Annotated in this window: 20 protein-coding genes and 1 tRNA gene; 16 read left to right on the top strand and 5 right to left on the bottom strand. The window is 50.3% G+C overall.

What is annotated here, in order from left to right; translation table 11 throughout:
* Positions 1–6: 6 nt before the first annotated feature.
* The 3 genes from AB9H23_RS04315 (at position 7) to AB9H23_RS04305 (ending at position 1,952) form a co-directional block, all read left to right on the top strand.
* The gene (locus AB9H23_RS04315; RefSeq protein ID WP_321210830.1) at positions 7–936 is read left to right on the top strand and encodes a DUF2121 family protein; all 930 of its coding nucleotides are present in this window, start codon (positions 7–9) and stop codon (positions 934–936) included.
* Between the two features lie 95 nt (positions 937–1,031).
* Positions 1,032–1,799: an MBL fold metallo-hydrolase gene (locus tag AB9H23_RS04310; RefSeq protein WP_370005794.1), complete on the top strand. Its 768-nt coding sequence runs from the start codon at positions 1,032–1,034 to the stop codon at positions 1,797–1,799.
* 80 nt (positions 1,800–1,879) lie between these two features.
* A tRNA-Thr gene (locus AB9H23_RS04305) sits at positions 1,880–1,952 on the top strand.
* On the opposite strand, the gene AB9H23_RS04300 is transcribed toward AB9H23_RS04305, so the two are convergent.
* From AB9H23_RS04300 to AB9H23_RS04290, 3 genes are read right to left on the bottom strand one after another with little or no spacing between them, the layout of a single operon-like run.
* The gene (locus tag AB9H23_RS04300; RefSeq protein WP_370005791.1) at positions 1,934–3,151 is read right to left on the bottom strand and encodes a threonine/serine exporter ThrE family protein; all 1,218 of its coding nucleotides are present in this window, start codon (positions 3,149–3,151) and stop codon (positions 1,934–1,936) included. The two genes, AB9H23_RS04305 and AB9H23_RS04300, sit on opposite strands and share 19 nt — an antisense overlap.
* On the bottom strand, positions 3,141–4,253 hold the full coding sequence (aroC, locus tag AB9H23_RS04295; RefSeq protein ID WP_321210828.1) for a chorismate synthase: 1,113 nt from the start codon (positions 4,251–4,253) through the stop codon (positions 3,141–3,143). Before aroC ends, AB9H23_RS04300 begins: the two co-directional genes overlap by 11 nt.
* 34 nt (positions 4,254–4,287) lie before the next feature.
* On the bottom strand, positions 4,288–4,950 hold the full coding sequence (locus AB9H23_RS04290; RefSeq protein ID WP_370005787.1) for a TIGR00266 family protein: 663 nt from the start codon (positions 4,948–4,950) through the stop codon (positions 4,288–4,290).
* Positions 4,951–5,199: 249 nt separating this feature from the next.
* Here AB9H23_RS04290 and AB9H23_RS04285 point away from each other — a divergent pair, with 249 nt between their 5' ends.
* The 5 genes from AB9H23_RS04285 (at position 5,200) to AB9H23_RS04265 (ending at position 10,265) form a co-directional block, all read left to right on the top strand.
* Positions 5,200–5,886 carry an endonuclease III domain-containing protein gene (locus AB9H23_RS04285; RefSeq protein WP_370005784.1) on the top strand — a complete coding sequence of 229 codons (687 nt, stop codon included), beginning with the start codon at positions 5,200–5,202 and terminating at the stop codon, positions 5,884–5,886.
* Positions 5,879–6,697 carry a 4Fe-4S binding protein gene (locus AB9H23_RS04280; RefSeq protein WP_370005782.1) on the top strand — a complete coding sequence of 273 codons (819 nt, stop codon included), beginning with the start codon at positions 5,879–5,881 and terminating at the stop codon, positions 6,695–6,697. The genes AB9H23_RS04285 and AB9H23_RS04280 overlap by 8 nt, the downstream gene beginning before the upstream one ends.
* 113 nt (positions 6,698–6,810) lie before the next feature.
* The gene (hemB, locus tag AB9H23_RS04275; protein ID WP_321210825.1) at positions 6,811–7,779 is read left to right on the top strand and encodes a porphobilinogen synthase; all 969 of its coding nucleotides are present in this window, start codon (positions 6,811–6,813) and stop codon (positions 7,777–7,779) included.
* Positions 7,779–8,699: a triphosphoribosyl-dephospho-CoA synthase gene (locus AB9H23_RS04270; RefSeq protein ID WP_321210824.1), complete on the top strand. Its 921-nt coding sequence runs from the start codon at positions 7,779–7,781 to the stop codon at positions 8,697–8,699. The genes hemB and AB9H23_RS04270 overlap by 1 nt, the downstream gene beginning before the upstream one ends.
* Positions 8,700–8,732: 33 nt before the next feature.
* Positions 8,733–10,265 carry a phenylalanine--tRNA ligase subunit alpha gene (locus AB9H23_RS04265; RefSeq protein ID WP_321210823.1) on the top strand — a complete coding sequence of 511 codons (1,533 nt, stop codon included), beginning with the start codon at positions 8,733–8,735 and terminating at the stop codon, positions 10,263–10,265.
* A gap of 24 nt (positions 10,266–10,289) precedes the next feature.
* Here the strand turns inward: AB9H23_RS04265 and AB9H23_RS04260 are convergent, their stop codons facing one another.
* Positions 10,290–10,775, bottom strand: coding sequence for a hypothetical protein (locus AB9H23_RS04260; RefSeq protein WP_321210822.1), 486 nt, complete (start codon positions 10,773–10,775; stop codon positions 10,290–10,292).
* Positions 10,776–10,828: 53 nt separating this feature from the next.
* Positions 10,829–11,233: an HPP family protein gene (locus tag AB9H23_RS04255; protein WP_160322753.1), complete on the bottom strand. Its 405-nt coding sequence runs from the start codon at positions 11,231–11,233 to the stop codon at positions 10,829–10,831.
* Between the two features lie 274 nt (positions 11,234–11,507).
* Between AB9H23_RS04255 and nikR the strand changes: the two genes are divergently transcribed.
* The 8 genes from nikR to AB9H23_RS04215 all read left to right on the top strand — a co-directional run bounded on the left by nikR (position 11,508) and on the right by AB9H23_RS04215 (position 18,726).
* Entirely contained in the window at positions 11,508–11,930 is a 423-nt protein-coding gene (gene nikR, locus AB9H23_RS04250; protein WP_013295950.1) for a nickel-responsive transcriptional regulator NikR, read from the top strand.
* A gap of 11 nt (positions 11,931–11,941) precedes the next feature.
* Positions 11,942–12,691: a methyltransferase domain-containing protein gene (locus AB9H23_RS04245; protein ID WP_370005777.1), complete on the top strand. Its 750-nt coding sequence runs from the start codon at positions 11,942–11,944 to the stop codon at positions 12,689–12,691.
* On the top strand, positions 12,657–13,187 hold the full coding sequence (gene hycI, locus AB9H23_RS04240) for a hydrogenase maturation peptidase HycI (RefSeq protein ID WP_370005774.1): 531 nt from the start codon (positions 12,657–12,659) through the stop codon (positions 13,185–13,187). Before AB9H23_RS04245 ends, hycI begins: the two co-directional genes overlap by 35 nt.
* 86 nt (positions 13,188–13,273) lie before the next feature.
* The gene (locus tag AB9H23_RS04235) at positions 13,274–14,350 is read left to right on the top strand and encodes an ATP-grasp domain-containing protein (protein ID WP_321210820.1); all 1,077 of its coding nucleotides are present in this window, start codon (positions 13,274–13,276) and stop codon (positions 14,348–14,350) included.
* Positions 14,347–15,405, top strand: a complete 1,059-nt coding sequence (locus tag AB9H23_RS04230; protein ID WP_370005771.1) for a glycosyltransferase family 4 protein — start codon at positions 14,347–14,349, stop codon at positions 15,403–15,405. The genes AB9H23_RS04235 and AB9H23_RS04230 overlap by 4 nt, the downstream gene beginning before the upstream one ends.
* A gap of 78 nt (positions 15,406–15,483) precedes the next feature.
* Complete coding sequence (locus AB9H23_RS04225; protein WP_370005768.1) at positions 15,484–16,890, top strand: Mur ligase family protein; 1,407 nt, start codon at positions 15,484–15,486, stop codon at positions 16,888–16,890.
* 138 nt (positions 16,891–17,028) lie between these two features.
* Positions 17,029–17,466 (top strand): hypothetical protein, encoded by a 438-nt coding sequence (locus tag AB9H23_RS04220; protein ID WP_300476438.1) that lies wholly within the window; start codon positions 17,029–17,031, stop codon positions 17,464–17,466.
* A gap of 75 nt (positions 17,467–17,541) precedes the next feature.
* Positions 17,542–18,726 (top strand): hypothetical protein, encoded by a 1,185-nt coding sequence (locus AB9H23_RS04215; protein WP_370005941.1) that lies wholly within the window; start codon positions 17,542–17,544, stop codon positions 18,724–18,726.
* Positions 18,727–18,745 lie beyond the last annotated feature (19 nt).

Genomic DNA, 18,745 nt, shown 5'->3' with positions numbered 1-18,745 from the left:
TCCACAATGAGTCTCATCATAACATACATAAGTACCAGGGGATGCGTGATAGCAGGAGACAAACGCAGAATAGCCTACTTTGGGGATAAATCAAAGAGGGAAAAGCTTGAAGAGGAACTATACAGTGGGAAGATAAAGAGTGACGATGAACTCCACAGGAGGGCGTCGGAGCTTGGTGTCAGTATAAAGGTCACAGATGACACAGCCAAGGTGAGAAGCCTGGGGGATGTGGTTGTTGGTGAGATAAGCCAGAAAACCCCATTCGAGACAAAGAGGAGAAGGATATACGCAACAACAGGCGCCTATCAGATAATAGATCTCACAGGCTCAAGGATAACCAGCATGGAGAAGGGTGAAACTGCGATAATCGTCTTTGGAAATAAGGTGGCCAAGGAACTGACAAACAGGTTCCTTAAGAAGAGGTGGAAGACAAAGACGACCCTCAAGGAGGTTGAAAATCTTTTCAGGGAACTCATGGATTACGTTTCATCCAGAACCCCCTCAGTTGGCAGTAAATATGATATATTCATGAAGAGCCCCTCACTGGATAAGAGGAGCGCACATAAGCTTCTCAGCGATACAATCGTTAGGGACGTCCGGCTCCTCCAGAAGTGGAGGGCTAAACTTAAACAGGAGATGCTTGATCGCAGAGAGGAGATGAAACTGGCATCCAGAATACTCACTGAGGGGGAGGTTGGCCGTGTAATCAGTCAGGACGGCAACCATGTTGAGGTAAAACTTTCAGATGGTGTCGAGGCCTACGACACCAGATGGAAACGTGTTGCAGGCCCCGGTGAGAATGTTCTCATGAGGCTCTCAGACGATGTTGCGGTGGCTGCAGGTGAGAGGGTCGCTGTGAGGAACGAGAACCTCTGCGTGGACGGAAGGGACATAAAACTTGAGTGCGACGTCATAATCTGCCGCACTGAGGAATAGGGTTTTAGGAAATGCGTCAGGGGAATAGATTTTTATAATCTCCCCCCATTACATAGATAGGTGATATAAAATGAGGCTAACATTTCTGGGGAGTGGTGGCGGACGATTTCGCCACCATAACACAGAAGAGGATGACCGGCGGACTTAGAATTGATGGAATCGGTGGAATGAACATCCATGTGGATCCCGGCCCGGGTGCCCTTGTGAGGTCCTACCAGTTCGATGCTGACCCCAGAAAACTGGATGCAGTCATGGTCTCACATTCACATACTGACCATTACACCGACGCCGAGGTACTCATAGAGGCGATGACAAGGGGGATGACCCGCCAGAACGGGACTGTTGTGGGTAGTGTGAGTGTCATAGATGGCTACAGGGACTGGGGTCCCTGCATATCAGATTATCACAAGAGAAAATCTCGCTGCCTGACACTATCCCCCGGCGAGACCGTGGAGATAGGGGAGATTGAGGTGATGGGTACAGGGACCGTGCATGGAGACCCCACAGGGGTGGGATTCAAACTGAGGGCTGGTGATCTTACAGTATCCTACACATCGGATACAGAATACTTTGATGGGCTCTCAGAATACCACAGGGACGCGGATGTTCTCATAGCAAGCGTCATAAGGCCCGGGAATGACCATATAAGGGGTCACATGTGCACCGATGACTTCATAAAACTCGTTGAGGAGGTTGAACCGGGACTTGCGGTGATGAGCCACCTTGGAATGAAGATGATACTCAATGACCCTGAAATGGAGGCATTCAGGGTTCAGGAGGTCACAGGGATCCGTACACTGGCAGCGAGGGATGGGATGAAAATTGAACTGGATGAGAGCGGCATTTTTAACATGATCCGCTGATTTTGCCTGAGATGGTGCTGAAAGGTGAGAACCTGGAGCACCAAAATTTTATATAATAAAAATGCATTAATTCTTGACATGCCCCGGTAGCTTAGGTGGGAGAGCGCGGGATTCGTAATCCCGAGGTCGCGGGTTCAATCCCCGCTCGGGGCTCTTATTTTTTCATGGAATGGTTCGGTCAGAAGGGCTCCAACCAGGAGTCCGAGGGCTATTGCAATCACCGTCATTGAAAAGAGTGTTATCTCAGCAATGGAGGTCAGGTAGTTCTTCCCGAGGAGATTGGCAAGTCCTATGAACCCTATGGACCCCGGTGCAAGGAACCAGAAGGCGGGGTAGAGCGTGACAAAGTGTGGGGTTTTACCGGCCATCTCAATGGCCCTCGCCACCAGGGTCATGGAGAGGGCACCCAGAAAGGCCCCAAGAAGCCCACCCCCCATGGTGTTTCCAAGCTGCTGACCAACAAGTGCCGTGTAGAGCACAAGGAGTATCCAGGGAAAATCGCTTCTGTAAACCGATAGGAAGAGGTATATTCCAGCCGCAAAGAGCACAGCGCCAATGTAGGGACTGTAACTAAGTGTTGAAATTTTGATTGCCGCGAATTCTTCCTGGGGAAATCCATTGATCTGCATACCCATCAGAACACCGAATACCAGGAGCAGAAGGAGCATGCAGCCGTATATCACCCTGCTGGATCCTGATACCAGTTCACCGCTTGCAAGTTCATATATGCCCGTTGTGAGGGTGACCCCCGGGATGAAGTATATGAGTGGGGGTACAATGAGGGTGAGGTTACCTGTGACGGCCCCTGCCCTTATCAGAAAGAATGCAACACCTGAAACCGTGAAGGAGGCAAGTACAGGCATGATTAGGGAGAGCCTCCTGTTACCGTAACCCAGCACTATCAGCGCGCCTGATATCACGCTTAGAAGGGAGGAGTAGACCACAAGGTTCAGATCAGGCTGTATTAGGAAGGCTATCCCCACCGAGAGAAGCAGGTACCCCAGGAACATCCCGTAGCGCCCGAACCTGTGGGGTCCACCCACTATTTCCCTGAGTTCATCAATTGCGTCGCTGATTTCAGTCCCGCCTGACCTGACATCGTCAATGAGCCTGTAAATCTTTGTAACCTGGTGGAGAGGCATCACACCGGGTGACTGGGCTGCAAGGCTCATCCGTGATGTCTCCCCGCCAGCCTTGATTATCAGCATGGTTGGGAGGACCGAAACCTCAACCTCCACATTCTGTGACTCTGCAACGCCCCTTAAAATTCTTTCAGTTTCGGAAACAGAGTTTCCTGAGGCTATAAGCGCCCTGCTGAGCTCCTCAAGGAATTCCACCAGTTTATCCGTCATTTTTCTGCTTGCTTATATCTGTGGGGTGGATGAAACCTGCCCTTATCATGTGGTCTGCAAGGACCATCGCAACTGCGGCCTCGGCAACCGGCACAACCCTCGGGCATATGCAGGGGTCGTGCCTTCCATGGATCTCAATCCCGGTCTCCTCCATCCTCTCAAGGTCGACGCTTCTCTGGGGCAGCGATATTGATGGTGTGGGCTTCACAGCTATCCTTGCAGTTATGGGCATGCCGCTGGATATACCCCCGAGTATACCCCCTGAGGTGTTGGTGGTTGTCCTTATTTCACCGCCAGCGATGTAGAACTCGTCGTTTATTTCACTGGCATGGTGTTCTGCAACCTCAAATCCCATTCCTATCTCCACACCCTTCACAGCCCCGATACCCATGAGTGCGGCTGCAAGGTCAGCGTCAAGTTTACTGAAGACAGGGTCTCCAAGCCCGGCCGGCACCCCCAGCGCCACAACCTCAACGACTCCACCAACAGAGTCACCCATTTCCTTAGCATCAAGGATGGCTTTCTCCATCAACCTGGCCGCAGCGGGATCAGCACATCTAACGGGGTTTCTCTCTGCGTACTCCCCTATCAGTTTCAGGTTTACCCGGTCTGCCCTGATGTCACCCACCTGTACCACGTGTGCGTTCACCTGGATACCATGGGTTCCGATGAGTTTCTTTGCAACCGCCCCGCCAATCACGTGTCCAATGGTTACCCTTCCACTTCCACGGCCACCTCCACGGTGGTCATAGTGGCCGAACCTGGCCCTCCAGGTGTAGTCGCCGTGGCCGGGTCTTGGCACCGACTTGAGGTTACTGTAACTTGCAGAGTCAACGTCACGGTTCCTGACAATTCCGGCTATGGGGGTCCCGTCTGTTTTACCCTTGAATATCCCTGAAAGTATCTCAACCCTGTCCATTTCACCCCTGGGGGTGGTTAAACTGCTCGTACCGGGTCTTCTCCTGTCTAGTTCCCTCTGGATGTCCTCTTCACTCAGTTCAAGGCCTGCGGGGCAGCCATCGATAACCGCCCCAAGTGCAGGTCCATGGCTGGACCCGAAGGTTGTAACCCTGAATACTTTGCCGGTACTGTTCCCAGCCACCGAATCACCACCATGGAGTTATGAATTCATCGATTTAATCCCTTGAGGGGAGCATGGGTATTAACCATCCAACGAAGCTATCAACACTTCTTGTCTGCATGTAAACGGTTCCTGTACCTTCAAATTCGGCTACAAGTCCCTCTCCACTGAGAAATGTGCTTTTAAGTCCTCCGATCTTTCGCACATGGAAGTCAAGGCCCTCTGTGAAGGCTACGATGTGGCCTGTGTCCACCACGAACCTCTCATTCACAAGTTCCCTGTGGTATATTGCCCCGAAACTTGAGAGGAATATGGGTCCAGAGGCCCTCAGTTTAAGCAGGAAGAGGCCCTCACTTCCGAAGAATGTTTTGAAACCCCCAAATTTTGTATCTATCTCCACATCCTCTGAAGCCGCCATGAATGAGCCGCTCTGAGCATAGACTGTTTCATGGGTTTCAATGACCTCAACATCCCCTGGGTATGATGGTGCAAGCTGTATCTCACCCCTCCCCTGGGAACGGAAGGTGTTGAGGAAGACGCTTTCCCCCCCAAGCATGGATCTCTTAACAGCCCCCAGAAGACCCCCTGTTTCGGTCTGGATCTCTATGTTGGAGCTCATACTCACCATTGCACCGGCCTCTGCCTTTATGGCTTCACCGCTTTCAAGCTGGATATTGGCCATGCTGTAACTTGGTCTGTGTATAATTTCATATTTCATGCAGTTATCTGTGTAGTTTTTAATTAATAAACTGATCAGCTGAAGCAGATGTGTGCAGATTTTTCAGAGCATTGTTGAACTTATTTCCCTAAGCCCATGTGTTTGTGGATCTAAAGAACTGAAGAGCATTCATGGGTGTTATAGCGCGGCATTTTATTCAGGTATCCTGAGTAGGCTGCGACACATCCACATGCTATCAGTGCATGTAACCTAAACCTTTAACTGTGGTCTTCATACTTATCCCTATACATGAAGGTGCTCAGGGATATCTACAGTGTGCTCATGGAACTCTATGGCCCCCAGGGGTGGTGGCCACTCCTTGATAGGGATACCCTCAAACTCAGGTACCACCCTGGCGACTACAACCTACCCTCATCTGAGAGGGAGATCTTTGAGGTGATGGCAGGGGCAATACTCACCCAGAACACGTCATGGGACTCTGCCGCAGCTGCACTCCGCAACCTTGCATCAATGAATGTCCTTGAACCTGAGGGTATACTTGCAGCTGAGGACGATGAACTTGAGGGCGCCCTCAGATGTGCCGGCTTCTACAGGCAGAAGGCATCATACCTGAGAGAGATTTCAGAGTTCTTCATATCCCTTGAGGGCGCCACACCATCCAGGAAGGAGCTCCTGGGGGTAAGGGGTGTTGGATATGAGACCGCAGACTCCATCCTCCTCTATGGATACAGAAAACCTGAATTCGTGGTTGATGCATACACAAGGAGGATATTATCCCATACTGGCATTATAGGGGGAGATGAGGGCTATTCGGTGATAAAGGGGATCTTTGAAGAAGGCCTTGAACCTGATTTCAGGGTCTTCCAGGAGTACCATGCCCTCATTGTAAGGCACGGAAAACTGTATTACCGGGGGCGGGTTCATGGTGAGGGGGATCCCCTCCCACAGAGACTCTATGGTGATTCAGGTGATTGATTTCACTGATCTGAGCATTGCAATAATAAAAAGAACCTTCCAGAGGAGATTCGAACTTGCCAGGATCACTGAAAGGTCAGATACCTTCAGGAAAATTGTTAAGAGATTGTTTTTTGAGGGGGACGATATACAGGTCATACCCAGGGACGTGTCGGTTGAGGTAAACAGGAGTTTCCAGCCACCAGAGAACACTGCACTGCCCTCAGATGTTCTAAGGAGGATGATACTTCGCTCAAAGCACATATTCAGGATGGACTTCTGCATATGCAGGGTTTCCTCGGGATGCAGTGACTACCCCCACGATCTTGGCTGCCTCTTCCTGGGCCCAGGGGCACTCAGGATATCAGATAAGGTAGGGAGCCTCATATCAAAGGAGAAGGCCCTTGAACACATTGAAAGGTGCAGGGAGGCGGGCCTGGTCCATATAATAGGTAGAAACAGGATAGACTCTGTCTGGCTCAATTCAGGCCCACACGATGAATTACTTTCTGTCTGCAACTGCTGTGAATGCTGCTGTCTCTGGAGGATGACTCCCCTCCTCTCTGAGGACATAGCGTCGTCCATAACACCAATGGAGGGGGTCAGTATCGTAAGGGACGCTGAAAGCTGTGTTCTCTGCGGGCGCTGTGAGGAGGCATGTTTTACAGGTGCCATCAGTGAAGGGGGAGCACACCATGATACCGGGAGGTGCCTCATATGCGGAAGATGCGCTGAGAGGTGCCCCCAAGATGCCCTGAAAGTAGTTATGGATCCTGATGCTGTTGATGAGGCTGTAAGGAGGGTTGAGGTCCTTGTGGACGTTGAATCGTGATGTCAGTGAAACGTCCTTCAGGTCAGTACAGCGTCCGGGCGTTATGTTTTTTAGCGGTGAAAATGTAATATTTATTCTGTTCAATCTTTTAAGAGTTACCTGTGAGTGATATTATGGAGTTTCCCACAAAAAGGATGCGAAGATTGCGGAAGAGTCCACAGATACGTGACATTCTCCGAGAAACACGGCTGCACTCATCAGACCTCATCTACCCCATTTTTGTGAGTGAAAAACTTGAAGGGGGTGAACGTGAGGCCATAGACACAATGCCTGGACAGTACAGGTACTCTGTGGATGATGCGGTCTCTGAGGCATCCAGACTTGAGGATGAGGGGCTTTCAGCTGTCCTTTTATTTGGCATGCCATCCACCAAGGATGAGCTTGCCTCATCAGCATATGACCCTGATGGCGCTGTGCAGAGGACCGTTAGGAGGTTGAAGGAGGAGACAGAACTCGTTGTTATGACAGATGTCTGCCTCTGCCAGTACACAACCCATGGCCACTGCGGTATCGTCGTTGATGGGGAGGTTGTCAATGATGAAACCCTTGATGTCCTTGCAAGGATAGCCCTCTCCCATGCAGAGGCCGGTGCAGATGTGGTTGCCCCCTCAGATATGATGGATGGGCGTGTTGCAGCTATACGGCGGGCCCTGGATGATGCAGGTTTCAGTGACACGCTGATAATGTCCTATGCCGTCAAGTATGCATCCGCATTCTACGCACCATTCCGTGAAGCGGTCTTCTCAGCCCCAGCATTCGGTGACCGCAGGTCATATCAGATGGACCCTGCAAATGTCAGCGAGGCCCTCATGGAGGCGCAACTTGACCTTGAGGAGGGCGCCGATATACTGATGGTGAAGCCCGCCCTGGCATACCTGGATGTGATAGGGGCTGTGAAGGACAGATTCAGGGTCCCCCTTGCAGCCTACAATGTGAGCGGAGAGTATTCAATGCTGAGGGCGGCCATAGATAACGGATACCTTACTGAAGAGGCGATATATGAGTCTATCCTGTCAATAAAACGTGCAGGCGCTGACCTTATAATCTCACACTTCGCACCGGAACTTCTGGGGGTGATCTAGTGGACCCCCTCTATGTTTCAAGGATAGCCCAGATAGCATCTGTACTGGAGGTCAGCGGCTATCCGAAACCAGGGAACGTCCACAGAACCCGCGACTTTGATGACATGGTCTATGAGGACTTCCTGGTGAGCGGGATAGTCATCGGGGATACCATGCGCCTTGCAGCTAGAAGGGGTGTCGATCTGAGGGATAGTTTGGATCTCTCAGCCATTGGACTGGGGGAACTCATACTGAGGGCTGTGGAGGATACCGGGAAATGGGTTTCCACCAACACAAACCTGGGTATAGTCATGCTCCTTACACCACTCTCAGCAGCCGCAGGAATGGTTGATGAAGGGGATCTGCAGGGGTTAAGGGAACAGGTGAACAGGTTAATACTTCAGACAACACCTGAAGATGCTGTTAATCTCTACAGAGCCATTTCTGCTGCGAATCCAGGGGGTATGGGTGAACATGAAGGCCTCGATGTTAATGACCCTGCATCACAGCAGAGGATACTCGATGAGAAAATCACACTCTTCGATACACTGAAGATGTCCTCTGACTGGGACCTCATTGCAAGGGAACTCACGTCGGGGATGCCAGTCACATTCAATGTCGGGTTCCCGGTGTTCAAGGCGACCGTCAGGGAACATGGGATGAACCGGGCAGTTGTCCAGACATTCCTCACAATACTTGCAAGGTTCCCGGACACCCTCATAGCAAGGAAGTATGATGAAAAAATAGCAGAGGAGGTTTCAGAGGAGGCCGCCGAGATTGTTGACAGGGGCGGTGTGCTCACAGAGGCGGGGCTTAAACGTGTTGAAAGGTTTGACAGGAAACTCCACAGCAGCGGTTTAAACCCGGGCACAACAGCGGATCTTACAGCGTCATCCATAATGGTGGGTCTTCTTGATTATTTTATTCAGAACACAGATTAAAAACTGGATTGAGCAGTTTACGGAGGAATCGATATGGATCCTGATAGGGTAATCGATCAGCTTCACATTTACGAAAAAAAGGTCCTGAAGGCATTTGAAGATTCAGATAAACCCCTTAAACCAGAGGAGATAGCAGAGTCACAGAATATGGATATCAAATCCGTGATGAGTGCAGCGGGCGCACTTGAATCAAGGGGATTTGTGAGGGTCATCAAGGAGGTAGATGAAGCAATATCACTCACAGATGACGGGAAGGTGTATGCAACTGAAGGCCTTCCAGAGAGGAGGGTCATCGATATCATCTCCGGGGAGGGGGAACTTGAGATGTCCGAACTCTCCAGAAGGGCAGGCCTTGATAAGGCTGAATCAGGGATCGCCATAGGCTGGCTTGTGAGAAAGGGATGGGCAAGGATAGCCGATGGGAAGGTTTCACCCACCCAGGAGAAACCCCCTGAGAGTGGAGATGACGAGAAACTCCTTAAAATGCTCCTTGATAAAGGGCCTATAAGGGGCGCGGAACTTCCTGAACACTTAAAGGGTGCCCTTAAGGACCTTGCAGGGAGAAAGGGCATAGTTGATATTAAAAAGGTCAGGAAACACAGGATTGAACTCACACCTGAGGGCCGGAAACTCCTTGAGAGGGGTGTGGAGATTGCTGAGGAGGCCACCCAGGTCACCCACGAGCACCTGAAGACAGGCTCCTGGAGGAAGCTTCACTACAGGGGTTACAATATTGATGCAGAGTACCCTGTGGTTTATCCCGGTAAGATGCACCCACTGAGGCGCATAATTGATGAGATAAGGCTCATATTCCTTAAACTGGGGTTTACAGAGTCAAGGGGTCCACTTCTTGAATCAGCCTTCTGGAACTTTGACTGCCTCTTCCAGCCCCAGGACCACGCTGCAAGGGAGATGCAGGACACATTCTACGTTAAAAATCCCCCAGTAACCGAACTCCCGGATGAGGATCTTGTGAGGGCGGTGCAGAGTGCCCATGAAACAGGGGGCTCCACCGGATCAGAGGGCTGGCAGTATGAATGGGACAGGGACGTTGCAATGCAGAGCGTTCTCAGGACCCACACAACCTGTGTATCTGCCAGGTTCCTGAGGGAGAATGAACCACCCCTCAAGATGTTCTCTGTTGGCAGGGTTTTCAGGAGGGAGACCATAACCTACAAGCATCTGCCTGAGTTCCACCAGGTTGAGGGTATCGTCGCAGGTGAGGATGTTAACTTCAGAAACCTTCTGGGCATACTAAGGGAGTTTTACAGGAAACTGGGATTTGAGGTGAGGTTCAGGCCGGCCTACTTCCCCTACACCTACCTCTCAACAGAATGTGAAATATACCTCCCTGAGAAGAAGAGCTGGATAGAACTTGGAGGGGCGGGTATGTTCAGGCCAGAGGTCCTCGAACCGCTGGGTGTTGAGACCCCTGTGGCTGCATTTGGCCTGGGTATCGAGAGGCTTGCAATGATACGATTTGATATAAGGGATATAAGGATGCTATACCAGAGCGACCTTGGCTGGCTCAGGGGCCTCCCTGTGACGGATGATCTGAAACTCTAGACCTGCAGGGGATTAAATGATGGTTCAGCTGCTGGTCATATCATGGGGGGCTGAGGGGCGGTAATATTCCCCGTCATCCAGCACCACCATCTCTATGAGTTTTTTATTTTCAAGTGAAAGGAGTACGTTGTACATGCGCCTTGTGCTGAGCCCCAGGGGACCATAGAGGAGGTGGCCCTCAAGGAGGTAACGGGGAACAGGTCCTCCACCTCCAAGTTCCTTAATGGTCTTCAGGGTTTTCTCCTCTATCTGGTTCAGCTCGGCTTCCCGGACTTCCTCCTGACTTTCCATTACCTGCACATCTTCATCAGGGTTCTCAGCAGCTATCCTCCCGTTTTCTCTTGATATAAGCCCTTTTTTCTCAAGGCTCGCTGCTATGTCATGGTATTCGTGTTCAGGGAGGTCAAGGTTCCTCTTAAGCATCTCCTCGGATACAGGGGCGTTGAGATCAAGCTGCATGTACCGTATTTCCCTGTAGACCATGTTCTCCTTTCTTGTTATAATCTTCAAGGGTTACCTCCTCTGTAAGAATGATCAGAAAACACTTCTGCTGCAACTCTGAATCAGGAGGGTACCAGTATTTCTGCTGCAACCAGCCGGCAGATATCTGTTTTTGTTATTACCCCGACAGGTTTATCGTCCTCCAGCACAAGGAGACCTGAAATATCGGCCCTCAGCATGAGGTTGGCGGCGTCCTCTATGTTGTCGTCGGCTGAGATGGTTATCACCTCATCCACCATGATGTCCCTCACCTTGAGGTCCCTTTCAGGGTGGTCGCTGTCGGGTTTTATTGAACCGAGGACCCCTATGAGGTCTGTGTAGGATACAACGCCAACGGGTTTATCTTCCTCATCAAGCACGAAGAGTCTTCTCACACCGTGTTTGTACATCTTTTCAAAGGCTTCAAGGGGCCTTGTCTCGGGGCTCACCGTTATTATCTCGGGGTTCATTGCTTCTTTAACTTTCATTGATAATCCCTCAAAAAACTCCACTGATAATATTATGATGGGGCATCTTTTTATGTTTTGTTGTTCCATCTGCACCTTCAGGCGCGGGATACCATGCATGTCCAATGGAGTTGGAGCTGGGCTTCATTCCGATGCCTTTAAATATTCAGGTTAATTATTCATGTAATAACTGATTGTTTCATACAGACAATACTGCATGCCAAACAAAGTTTAAATATGACTTTAGATTAATACTATCATAAATTCATATAAAATTACTTGTGGGGTAATAGCCATGATGCGAATAAGCATGTCTCTACCAAAAAAGCTGCTGAATGAGTTTGATGAAGTTTTAAGGGACCGTGGTTACCAGTCAAGGTCCAAGGGTATAAGGGATGCCCTCAAGGACTACATTGTCAGGTACCAGTGGATGAATGAAATGGAAGGAGAGCGAATCGGTATAATTGCAGTTATCTATGACCACCACTACACCGGTGTCATGGAGGACCTTGCGGATATTCAGCACGACTACCGTGAATACATCAATGCGGTTATGCATGTGCACATGACAGAGAAGCACTGCCTTGAGGTGATCGTTGTCAAGGGTGACGTCTCAAAGATCCGTGAGCTCACAGAGAAGATGATGAGGCTCAAGGGTGTTGAACACGTAAGGCTCACAAGCACATCAACAGAACAGAAAGTGGAGCATGAGCACTAGGCAAGGATCAGATGAAATTCAGGGTCACAGCGTATCACCAGCACCTCCTGCGGGACCATGAACGCCTTTCAGCATTCCATGAGGCAATAGCCTCCACTGCCCGGGGGCTCACCTATGATCTTGGAGCTGGAAGCGGCATCCTCTCATTCTTTGCATCAGAATACGCAGATCATGTCATTGCAATTGAAAGGGACCCCAGAATAGCGGCATGTGCAAGGGAAAATCTCTCTGATCTTGAGAATGTTACGGTTGTAAATGAGGAGGCCCTAGAATATGAGTTCGGTGAGAAGGCAGATACAATCATCTGTGAAATGCTTGACACTGCACTAATAGATGAGGAGCAGGTCCCTGTTTTAAAGAGGGCCCTCAGATTTCTTAAGGATGGAGGGAGCGTCATACCCGCCTCGGTTATAAATGCGGTGGAGCCTGTTTTAATGAAAGGCGGAAGCATATCCTATGATGAAAACATCACAGCCCCCTCATCGGGTCCTCTATATGTCTATGATAGGATTGATTTCAGGGGGAGGATACCTGAAAAGTTCAGAGGAATCCTGAAACTTGTGGCATCGGGCTCCTTCAACGCCATAAGAATAACCTCCTTCACAGTCCCTGCAGAGAATATAATCTGTGGCCCAACACCCATGATGAACCCCCCGCTCCTCATACCGTTGGGTGATACCCTTGAGGAGGATGATTTCAGGGTGAAGCTCTCATACACGATGGGCGGTGGTCTTGATTCAGTTAAGGCAGAACTTAAGTGAATTTCTGAAAGGCTGCAGAAGGCTCCTTGTACTTACAGTTGGAAATGAACTGAGGTCCGACGATGGATTCGGACCATACCTCGCATCAATCATATCCGGGGATGTGAGTGAAAGGGGCCATCTGATCATAAATGCAGGTACAGTCCCTGAAAACTTCACAGGGATGATAAGGTCAGAGAGGCCCAGCCACATCATCATAGTGGACGCGGTGGAGATGGGTGAAGAGCCAGGGACCATCATGCTGATTGATAGGGAGAGGATAGCAGAGTACAGCATCTCCACCCACGCCATGCCCCTTTCATTCCTGCTGAGGTACCTTGAGGAGCATGGTAACTGCAGGATAACCCTGATAGGGGTTCAGCCAGAAAACCTTGAATTTGGAATGGAACTATCTGAAAGGGTCAGGGGGGCTGCATATGAACTCAGGGATTTACTCCTCTCGGCAATCGATGAGGCATCCTGTGAGAAGAGCCCCTCTAATTTAAACCAGATCTAGATCATAGCCTCCCAACTTAAAGGGTATTAAATTATTTATAATAGCTTCCCAAACAGTAAATCAGTTCTTGATTTTTAAGTGATAACATGAGGATCCTATTCATTGGCTCAAGGCTATTCAATGACGTTGCAGACTACGCCTCATCAAGGGGAGTTACCACAATACTCTCAGAGTCAAATCCAGAGGCACCCAACCTTGAACTCGCAGACTCCTGCTTCATAGTGCCCCGTGGTATGGAGGCACCCCTGGAAATTGCACTGAGGGAGGATGTTGACGCAGTTGTACCCCTCATCGGTGTCGACGGTCCCCTGAGGGACGTCGCCAGGCTTAAGACGGAACTTGAGGAGAGTTACGGGATTCCAGTGGTTGCCTCTGGCGAAGGGGCGGCGGAAATCTCCACAGATAAACTCAAAACCAAGGAGTTCTTCACTGAAAATGGTATAAACACACCGGGCTATGCTCTGATAGGGAGTGCAGATGAGGTAAAGGGGTTCCCCACAGTCCTTAAACAGAGGGAGGGGCAGGGGGGATCAAACATAAAGGTTGCATCTTCATATACTGATGTGGATGAATACCTCAGCTCCCATGACTCTGCAATCATGGAGGAATACATACAGGGAGTTGAGATCTCAGTGGAGGTCCTCCGCTGGGATGGGCAAACATTCCCCCTTGTGGCTGTGGACAAGGGCCCCACAAGTACAGAGGGAATCCACCCACTGGGGAAGGTTAAGAGGGCCCCCTCAGTCATTGAGGGTTTCAGTGGAGATGAGGCCCTTAGAATGGCCTCCAGGATAACTGAACTCCTTGGAGCCGAGGGGAACACGGACGTTGACATGATACTCTCCAAGGAGGGCATCCTCTATGCTATAGAGGTCAACACAAGGCCCAGCGGTACAAGGTACATCTCCGAGGCCGCCACAGGAATAAATCCAATGCACAGCCTTGTGGACATGGCAATTGGGGACTGGAACCCCAATAAACTTAAAAGAGAGAATTACCATGCGGTGGAGATACCACTGGGCAATCCAGGGAATATTGAATCATTAATGCCTGAGGGGGTAAAGTGGTTGCTGCACGGGCCTCAGAATCATATGAGACTCACAGCAAGGGCTGATAATATGGAGAAGCTTGATCTGATCATGAAGAGAATCAGGGTGATATGATGGAGATTGGATTAACAGCATTCATTATAAGTGCCGCCGCGTCAGCGGCCTTCACACTCTTTATAAGGAACGTTCTGAGAAGTGCGGGTATCGGGGACAGGCCAATAGTTACAGAGCACAGCCACAAGGCAGGGACACCCACAATGGGGGGCCTTGGCATGCTTCTTGCAGTGCTTCTTGTAACCATCATCTACCGCAACAACCCATACCTTGTCCTTACAGCCCTCATAATCCTCACATCTGCCATTGTGGGACTCCTCGACGACCTCATTGGACTTAAGGTTAAGGAGGTCCAGAAGATAATCAGGAACGTATCTGAAGGTCCCCTTGAGGTTGGTCAGCTGGTGCTGAAGCCAGGGGAGGAGGCAAGGGCGGCCACAGATAAGGCAAAAAGGGATGTGGAGGAGCTCCTGGAGAGGGGGCTTGTTGAGGTGGTGGGTGAGGCACCCATAAAGAGCGAGGTGAGTGAGGGTGAGAAGATACTCGCCCAGCTCATGATAGGGGTATTCCTTGTTATTGGTGGCGCTGTCACCAAACTTGGAGGATTCAATCTGGGTCTTGCAGCGGCACCCATTGTTATCGGGGGGATGGTGGGTGCCATCAACGCGGTCAACCTTATCGATGGTATGGATGGTATGGCCTCAGGGATAATGCTCATAGCCTCCCTATCATGTGCACTGCTCCTGGGATTATCTGCAGCCGCGCTTCCATTCGTGGTTCTTGCAGGGATCTCTGCAGGGTTTCTTGTCTTCAACAGGCACCCTGCCAGCATATTCATGGGGGACACAGGTTCATTTGCCCTTGGGGCTGGCTATGCAACGGCGGTGATGCTCACAGATACGGTGTACTTCGGTGTTCTCGCCATAGCTGTCCCTGTGGTCTCAGTTATAATCAGCCTCCTTCACCGTGCAGGAGTCATCAGGCTACCTGTGGAGCCACTGCACCACACACTCCACTACCGTGGAATGTCCGAGAGGAGGATAGTACTACTCTACTGGCTGATAACCGCGGCTGTCTGTGGTCTCGGACTCTACCTAAGCGGGTTCACATTCTGATGGTGGATGGTATGGATATTGTGGAGCTCTCAACATCACCGTCCCTGTCATCAGAAACTTCAGAGGATGGTGGATAAGATGGACATCGAGGAAATCGCAGAGAGGGTTTCAGGAAAACTCCTGGGAAGTGGAGGGGAGTTCAGGGGTAAATTCACAACCCTGGGGGCTGCAGAGGAAGGTGACATTGTTATAAGGCACTGGATCGACGATAGGGGTATTCAGATTGCCTCCGAAAGGGGCGTGGCAGCCATAATAACCCAGGATTTGAGGTCCGATGCCCCGGTCATGGATGTACCCATCATCCTTGTTGATAGGATTGAAATCGCAAATGCCCTTGCGCTATCATGGACGATAAACAGGTTTGCATCCTCCTCCCGGAGGATAGCTGTAACCGGGACCAACGGGAAATCAACCACCACCCACATGATCAACCACATCATAACCACAGCCGGCAGGTCATCCTACACAAATACAGATTCAAGGTCAGAGTTCAACACACTCATTGACCCCGTTGTTGCACAGCAGATAGCAGAGGCTGCCAGCATGGAGCAGCTGGAATTCATGGTCATTGAGGTTTCAGAGGTTCAGGGCTGGCTTGGAAGGGTTATGAGAGACCACGCCCACCTCATGACCTCAGCTATCCAGCCAGAGATGGTTGTCATAACCAACGTTGCAATGGACCACATAGGACTCGTTGAATCGGTGGATGACGTCTTCAGGGAGGTTTCAGGAGCCCTAAGGGCAGTTAATTCAGGGGTTGCTGTACTGAACTCTGATGATGAGAGGGTCAGGGCAATGGCAGATGTTAACCCCCTCCTGAGGACGGTCTTCTACGGATCCCATGGAACTGTAAGGTACACTGGGGATGGCATCTACTGTGGAGACGATCTTGTAATTCAGACAGATGAACTCCCATTCACCGGTGAACACTTCATACAGAACACCCTTGCAGCGGTCACAGCAGCACTGGAACTGGGATTCTCATATGAGGATGTGAGGATGGGTGTTAAAACTTACAGGCCACTTAAGAGGAGATTCACTCTTCTCATGGATAATCCCAGGGTCATTGACGATTTCGCCCACAACCCGGATGGCATAAGGGCAACGGTTAAAAGCGCGGCCTCTGACCTCAATGGAAGGCTTTGGGTTGTGAATGCCATAAGGGGATCCAGGGGAGAGGACATCAACATCATGAATGCAGAGGCCCTGGCAGACTCAGTGAAGGACCTTGATGTTGAACTCGTGATAACATCAAGCAGCGACCTTGTTGATGAGCAGAACAGGGTCCTTGAAAACGAGAGGAGAGTCTTCCTCGGTGTTCTGGACGAGAATGGGATAAGGTATACCCATATCGAAAATCTGAGGGACGCACTCAGAAGAGTCCTGGAAAATGCAAAGCCCAGTGATACGGTTCTCCTCCTTGGGGCCCAGGGAATGGACCCTGCAACGGAGGTTATAGCAGATTTAACCGGTAAAAACTCCTGAACCAACCTTTTAGGGGTGCCGGATATCTTATCAGCATACCAATCCAGCACCATCTCATGCTGCTCAATCTTTATAAACCTTGAGCCAAGAATTAATATTCAGTAACTGTAAGAAAGTGCAGTTTAAAGGTGAAGTGTAATGCTCATAAAGATCAGAAGGGACACGCTTGTGATACTCCTCCTTGCCTTCATACTCATCCTATCGGGGCGCGTTATGACATACCTTGCCTATGCCTCCTCAATGGAGGATACAGGGGGGGTTCCAATAGCGGGTGTCATAGTGAAGGGTAACGATATAGTCCCACTCTCATCCATAAAGACAAACGTTTATGCTGCCGGATTCAGACCAGGGAGCTACATAAAGGGGGATATACTTGTAACATCCAAGAGGAAGGTTCCGCTGAGCGAGGCAATAGAAAACGCGGAGAAATTTGTTAAAAGAACAACAATTCCAGGTACACGTGTCACGCCAATAGCGGCTGCAGATGTGAAGGTGGACACCAGAACGGGTATAGTGACGGTTAATGTCATCGAGGACTTTTCAACAGTTAAAATCACTAACAGAACAGGAGGGTAACTGGTGCATAAAATCTCAAAGTTAATCGCCCTGATATTCATATTCAACCTTCTCATAGGTCCGGTATCCGCCACGATGAACGTCATCGTAATCACGGACCCAACAGGTGTGGACCCCAACGGCGCAGCAGCAGGGAGTATGTCCTTTGCACAGAACATGTTCCAGTCCACGTTTCTCATGTCCAAGGAGAAACGATTCGCTGTCCTCTCTGGGGGTGAAGGTGAGTCCATACCGAGGCTGATGGCGATAATGGATGTTATAAACCGCCTTGAGAATGGGGCCACAGCTGCGGAGGCTGCATCAGCAGCAAACAGTTACCCGGGGATCAGGGTCATGTGCGGAGGCCCGGGTATGGGTGCGGCTGTTGGCGGATCCTTCGATGCCTATGTGGTTATCGTGGAGAATGATGGTACAATAACGGTGACACCATACTCAGGAGGCCTTGCTGTCCTCCCACCAGGGAAGAAGGGTGCAATAATACACCTCAGGAACACACATGGTAACCCCAAGTATGGTACCGCAACGAGGGTGCGCCAGGAGACAGCGGTGAACATAGGTAAGATGATAAGGGATGGTTATTCAGCCACCTACATAGTTGGGAAGGTCTTTGAGGAGGTTTCAAAGGACGCAGGTGAAAAATACGGTGGTGGTGCAGTGAACCTCGTTTCAGGGGTATCCACAGGGGACATGTTCACCCCTGAGAACCTCAATGAGACGGGTTATCCAATGGATGAGCCCTACGTCAAGGTATGCGATGAGTGCGGATGGAGCATAGGTTACCCTGCAGCCGAAAGCTATCAGGTCTGCCCGATTGATGGAAGTAAACTCAGGGTGATCTATGCATACGAAGCCCTTAAGGACGCCATTACAGTGACCAACGGCTCTGTTTCAGTTTCGGTTTACGGAACAGAGGAGGCAGGTGTTGTGCAGACCACCCAGGAGATTGTGAGGGCATCGGTCAGAAAGAATGGTTACAGTGCAGAGGCCATAGCAAGATCCATAAACAGGGCAATAAAGAACGGCTTCCTTGTGGGGGTGAACTACGTTGAACCCAAGGACATAAACGTCAAACCAAGTTCAAGGGCGGTTGGTGTCTACTACACACCACTACCAGACGATCGGACAGCACCACCAATGGAGCTGCCTGTAAGTTCAAATCTTCTGGATCTCCTGGGCAACATACAGACCGCCCTGGGCTTTGTGATGGTACTCCTGGTACTCTTCAGGAGCAGCCTGATAAGTTCATTCAGAAGGGTTTAAATCCATTAAAAAGTGGTTA

This window comes from Methanothermobacter sp. KEPCO 2, assembly GCF_041228365.1.
GTDB lineage: Archaea > Methanobacteriota > Methanobacteria > Methanobacteriales > Methanothermobacteraceae > Methanothermobacter > Methanothermobacter marburgensis.
The sequence above is the reverse complement of the archived record's forward strand: the minus strand, read 5'-3'. Positions and strand labels throughout refer to the sequence as shown.